4 protein-coding genes are annotated in these 6,081 nt (G+C 47.6%); 2 read left to right on the forward strand and 2 right to left on the reverse strand.

What is annotated here, in order from left to right:
* The first annotated feature begins 269 nt into the window (after positions 1–269).
* Positions 270–1,367 (forward strand): hypothetical protein, encoded by a 1,098-nt coding sequence (locus ABYV26_RS18430; RefSeq protein WP_372682823.1) that lies wholly within the window; start codon positions 270–272, stop codon positions 1,365–1,367.
* A gap of 472 nt (positions 1,368–1,839) precedes the next feature.
* On the opposite strand, the gene ABYV26_RS18435 is transcribed toward ABYV26_RS18430, so the two are convergent.
* Together ABYV26_RS18435 and ABYV26_RS18440 are read right to left on the reverse strand one after the other, a co-directional pair.
* Positions 1,840–2,478, reverse strand: a complete 639-nt coding sequence (locus ABYV26_RS18435) for an SGNH/GDSL hydrolase family protein (protein WP_372682824.1) — start codon at positions 2,476–2,478, stop codon at positions 1,840–1,842.
* 276 nt (positions 2,479–2,754) lie between these two features.
* Entirely contained in the window at positions 2,755–5,514 is a 2,760-nt protein-coding gene (locus tag ABYV26_RS18440; RefSeq protein ID WP_372682825.1) for a PAS domain S-box protein, read from the reverse strand.
* A 364-nt stretch (positions 5,515–5,878) separates the two neighbouring features.
* On the opposite strand from ABYV26_RS18440, the gene ABYV26_RS18445 reads away from it, so the two are divergent.
* The coding region (locus ABYV26_RS18445; RefSeq protein ID WP_372682826.1) for a hypothetical protein at positions 5,879–6,081 on the forward strand (203 nt) is incomplete at its 3' end.

Raw genomic sequence — 6,081 nt, forward strand, 5'->3', positions numbered from 1 at the left:
ACCTGCTTGCCGACTGGGTGCAAAGCATGTTTCAGGAGCCGCTATGGTCAATATAGCTTGACAAAACATGGCCTATTCTGTCATTTTTAATTTGATAGTAAACTCTTGCATTAACCTCACGCGTCCCTTCGATCATAATAATAAGCAAAATTTCGCATACCGTTCTGTCGGTATGTCAGCATATATTTTTCGGCAATTTATTAACACGCTGCGTCCATCATTTTGTCATACCTGGTTCGTATATTAATCATCCTTCAGGAGGACACACTATGAACTCTGTAGATTTGGTGCTCTATGGAAAGACCAAGGTGTTGGTGTTTATGCTGATGGCATTGTTATTCATTGCCTGCGGCGGTGGCGGTGGAGATGATAGCGTCGGAACGCCAATCGATACGAATCAACCACTTGCACTCACCGACAGCAATGCCCGCGCGGTAAGTGGGCTTACAGTTGAGGCAGCTTTGGGCGGAATTTCGATAGGTTCTCTCTCAGACGTTGTAATCGCCTCAACAACTCCACCAGCCAGGACGGGCATGAGTTTTAACATTTTGCACGTCGCTCAGGATTTTGTTGATTACGTTTTTACGACACCCCTTCTATCAATGAACGCAACAGCAAATGATAGTCGGGCGCTAGTGCCGCCGAGCGTTGCCTGCACGGGTGGTGGGACGGTCATTGCAAATTGGACTGATGCAGATGCCAACGATAATCTGTCAGTAGGGGATGGTATCACTCTATTTTACAGCAGTTGTACGGAAAATGGACTGACGCTGAATGGCGAATCGGACGTTTTCGTCCTGAGCTTAGTCGGTAATCCATCGGTGGATTTGTCATGGACGATCGCTTGCCGATTAAATTTTAACAGCCTTCAGGCGACTGATAACGTTGATATTGTAGAAGTTATTGGAACGCTGGACGTAACGATAGACGCCAGTGAATCCAGCGCGGTGAACATTGACCTAACAACAGAGATTGACCTGGGATCTGGTAGCACTTCCAGCAGCTTTCTTTATTTCGGAGAGGGGGTTGATTTCACCGAACTCACACTTTTCAGTGCCAGCCTCCAAGAAAATGCTGACGGAAGCTTTATGGTGTCCAGCCAAGGTACGTTGAGAAGTTCATTAATTGGAGGCACGGTTACTTTCGAGACAACGCAGGACATGACCGGAACTGATATTGATCTCAACAATCCGTCTGCTGGAGAATTATTGATCATCGGGAACACGAACACGAGTGTCACTCTGCGAATCATTGATAGTGTGGTCGTGGAGTTGGATATTGATGAGGAAGGCGATGGTTTCGACTCTGGCGACAACACGCTAACGACTAGCTGGGGCGAGTTGAGCGCCGCTGCCGATGCGCTCTGATAGGATCGCTTTATTATCCGTCCAATTGCAAGCAGACTAATGGAGTGAGTGCTGGCTATTCCCAACCAGTGTCTAATATCGAATACGGGAGTGCTTAGTAAATTCGATTTTGAAGTGCTAAAATCCGTATAATAAATATTATCACTGATCGGATTGCCCGGCAGAAGGCGACTTTGCAGATCGTTTTGGTAAAGGTTACAATACCTCTTTTTGTTTTAACCCGATTACAGATAAATTTAGATCATCTTACCAATAGAAATCATTGCATTCATTGCCGATACGCTTTGGTGACATCCAGCGTACCACGGGAATGGTTGCCGGCGCAAGATTTTCCCAGCTGTGATTATTTTTCGGAATCGCAGGAAAATGACGGACCTGATATCTAAAAAGATGGAGAAATCTGCAAGGTAAAGTGATTTTCAGCTGGCTCAGTTTTTTGCGCTCCGTTGAAAGAGATGGTTAGGCAGCATCCTCAAAGTAATAAGATCTTTATTTCTGCCGCCAGAGCCTCCCCTAAAGCCAAATGCTGATCCTCATCGAGGTGAACACCATCGACTCGGCTGGTGGTAGTAACCGACCCTGCATCGAAAAAATGACAGCCAAGTTCTTGTGCCACAATATTTATTGCTGAGGTCAAACCTGCAGCTTTGGTTTCGGCTTCCTGGAACTTTGGTGCAATTTGGCCTTTAGCCTCTTGTATCTGAGGGGGTGCAACGAGCAGGATTGGGGGAACAGGCATCCCTGGTTCAATTGGAGCCCGGCGAATGGATGCAACAATAGCTGCAAGCCCTTGGGAGGACTGCCAAGCATTGAGATTGTGCATAGATTGAAAATCATTGGTGCCAAGTAGCACGATAACCAAGGACAAGGGTGAGTTGATTTCTATCCTTTGCTCCAGACCTTCAATGCCATTGCGCCCAGGCTTGAAGGGATCATTCCAAACAGTGCGGCGGCCATTTAGACAGTCTTCAATTACTCTGACAGAAACCCCTGTCTTTAGGAGCTCAAGCTCAACAATACCGGGCCATCTTTGATCAAACCGAAACCGAGAGCGGGTGTCAGGGATGATACCCCAACTCAGGGAATCTCCATAAACCAGAATATGATGCATCAGCAATGCCTCCTTTGATGCCTACCAAAGAATTGATTTCTTGATATCATACGAATTTTAGACGTTATGCAGCAAATATTCAGATCATGTCAAATTACAGATGTATCATCTTGGTTTTTCAAATCTCATCAAAGCTTTTGATTCGTTGGAGCTGTACGAATCGATCTTGACACGTTCATTACCACATCTTGTGGTGGTTATTGTGCTTTGTGTTGGTAAGACGCATTATTTTTTTTCAATCCGAATTAATGAATAGGACAAATATTGCTGAATGACCTATTTCGTTTCTTCTATCACCTCTCGAACCTTGGCAGCCAGGGCCTGCACTGAAAAGGGTTTCTGTAGAAATTGAACCCCTTCATCCAGTACGCCATGATGCGCGATGACATCGGCCGTATAGCCGGACATGAATAGGCGCTTGAGATTTGGATAAAGCGACAACAGGTTTTTAGCCAGCTCCCTGCCGTTCATCTCGGGCATGACCACATCGGTCATGAGCAGGTGGATTTCGCCGGCATACTCCCGTGCCAGACGGATCGCCTCACCCGGCGTGGCGGCAGCCATAACCGTGTACCCCTGGCGTTGGAGAATCTCTACGGCGATATTTAAGATCATGGGCTCGTCTTCCACCAATAGGATGGTTTCGAGACCGCGAGCGGCCGGTTGTGTCGCATCCGTCTTCGTTGCCCAGCCGGCTTCGGTCGCGTGCCGGGGGAGGTAAATCTTGAAGGTCGTACCCCGACCCGGCTGGCTGATTACATCGATGAAGCCGTTGTTCTGCTTGACCATGCCATAGACGGTTGCCAACCCCAGGCCGGTGCCTTTGCCCACCGCCTTGGTGGTGAAGAACGGTTCGAATAGGTGCGAGAGCGTCGCGGCGTCCATGCCGCAGCCATTGTCGCTCACGGCCATCAACACATACTCGCCGGGGACGGAGCCCACATGCATGGCGCAGTAAGTTTCGTCAAGGGCGACGATACCCGTTTTGACGGTGATCTTCCCCGTATCGTGGATGGCGTCCCGGGCGTTGACGCACAGATTGGCCAGCATCTGTTCGATCTGAGAGGGGTCCATCTTGATAGGACCTAAATCCTTGCCCGGTCGCCAGGCCAAGTCGATGTTTTCGCCGATGATCTGGCGCAGCATCTTGAGCATCCCCTCCACAGTCTCGTTCAGATCGAGCACCTTGGGCGCCACGGTCTGCTTGCGGGCAAAGGCCAGGAGCTGCCGGGTGAGATCAGCTGATCGTTGCGCTGCTTGTTGGATATCTTTCAGCCTCCCATGGATCGGATCAGCCGGGCTGACATCCATCATACCCAATTCCGTATAGCCGAGAATCGCACTCAGCATATTGTTGAAGTCGTGGGCCACCCCGCCGGCCAGCCGGCCTACCGACTCCATTTTCTGGGCCTGTTTTAGCTGTTCACCGATCCGGTTATGCTCATGTTCCATTTCCTTGATAAGGGTAACGTCGGATGCAATCTGCAACCTTACCATTCGCCCATCCAACCACCGAATGGCCCTGTCGTGGTTGATGTACCATTTTCCGGTGAGCGGGTTCTTTGTCTCCCAGACACACACACCCGTGGGCTGGCCGTCCGCATCCAACAACCGGTCATTGGTGCAGTTTTCGCAAGGTGCGGTTTCCCCACGAAAAGCCTCGTAGCAGAGCCCACCGCTGAAATCGCCCCCGAAGGCATCGACCATGTGTTTGTTCATAAACAGGATTTCATGGCTGTGCATATCCGCCACATATACGGTGGCGTCAATCCCATCCAGCACCGTGAGGAACGTCTGGTGGGATCTGCGTAGCGCCTCCTCGGCCAATTTCCGCTCGGTAATATCATTGACAGCACCTTCATAGCGAATCATTCGACCCTCTTCGTCGAAATAAGCCCGTGTGCTGTCAGTTACCCATATAATCACGCCATCCTTACACCGTGCCTCGTGCTCGAATCCATCTACCTTTCCTTCTTGCTGAAGAATTGTCTCATATCTGCTGCGATCCTCAGGATTCACATAGTATTGTGTTGTAATATCGGAAATTGTGGACAGGAGCTCTTCAGAAGATTCGTAATGAAACATTTTGGCAAAAGCAGAATTTGCCCTGATAAATTTCCCCTCCGGTGTACTCTGAAAAAAACCAACGACCGAATTTTCAAACATCCTTCGATAATTTTCTTCGCTTTCCCGTAAAGCCCTTTCAGCAATTACGCGGTCGGTGATGTCCTGTGATGTTCCAAAGAGGCCGACAATCTTGCCGGAATCGTTTGTTTTTGGGTATCCTTGCGTGTGGACAAAATGGGTTGACCCGTCAGGAAAGAATATTTTAGCCACCTGGTCATAGGGGATTCCACCGAGTGCATCCTTAAAATTCTTTTCATAGACTTGACTGTCTTCCGGATGGAACACTTTTTTAATTTCTTCCAGGTGAGGTGGTCCGAATTCAGGATTTAAACCGAAGTTTTCAAACATCTTGCTGGACCATATCCGTTTCTCGGTCTTCATGTCAAAACTCCAATAACCGATGCCAGCCATGTCCTGGGCCAAATCCATCGTTTTATTTAAATCCTCAAGCTCCGTTTCTGTCTTTTTACGCTCGGTGATGTCATGAATAACAGAGTGGAGGAGTTCTTTTCCTTTTGCTTGGATTTTACTGCTGAATACCTCCACATCCCTGATGGACCCATCTGCCCTCCTGTGACGAAATTCAAAATAGATACGTTTTTTAGTCCTGGCCTTTTCCATCTCTTGATTAATTTCTTCGGGTGGAAGGATGTTAATGTCCTGAATCTTCATTTGTTGGATCTGTTCTTGCGTCCATCCGTAATATTCTAATGCTGCATTGTTGGCGTCTATAATGTTGCCGCTATCAGGATCGATCACCAGCTGGGCCACGGCATGGCGTTTGAAAAGGTTTCTGAAAAGTGCCTCACTCTCCCTCAGCGCCTCCTTCGCCTGCTTGAGTTCGAAATTAGATTTCTCCAATTCCCGTACTCGTTGCTCAAGTGCTTCATTTGTCGGTCGGTTAGGCATTGGTTTCCCCGGTACTTTAATGATCAGGTTGATATACAGATTCTTGAATTATTCGTGAAAACTGCTCCATTCAACGATAGGGATAGTAGCCTATAGTTTTGACTATAATTATATCAACATATTGAGTTAAACAGTTCAAAGGGTCTAAATCAAGAACAAGTGATCAGGTGTGAATTTTTTCAGAATTTCAATTTGGTAGAAAAATACAAAATGTTGTGGTGCGTCATAGTGATGGTGAGGTTGTGATAAATTGAGAGACTATTGGTTGTCAAACACAACGAAATCATTGCATATACGATTTGGACATCACCAAATTACCTTGGCATTGGGCCGTTGTCAAACATTTTAGCCAAGGAGGTATTTCATGAAAGTGTCCAAAGCAGGAAAATCTGGCTCGACTAACTTCAGATCCATTCCAAAAAAAAATACAGTCAGCGCCCGGTCGTTCGTCAAGGATAGATTTTGTCGCCATTTCGGTGATTACGAACTTAACGATATATCCGTGGACAACATCCTGGACTTCATGAACGAACTCAGCGAAGGTCCAAAACCGCAAACCAAACGCGC

The sequence above is a fragment of the Desulfosarcina sp. genome, from assembly GCF_041551955.1.
Taxonomy (GTDB): domain Bacteria; phylum Desulfobacterota; class Desulfobacteria; order Desulfobacterales; family Desulfosarcinaceae; genus Desulfosarcina.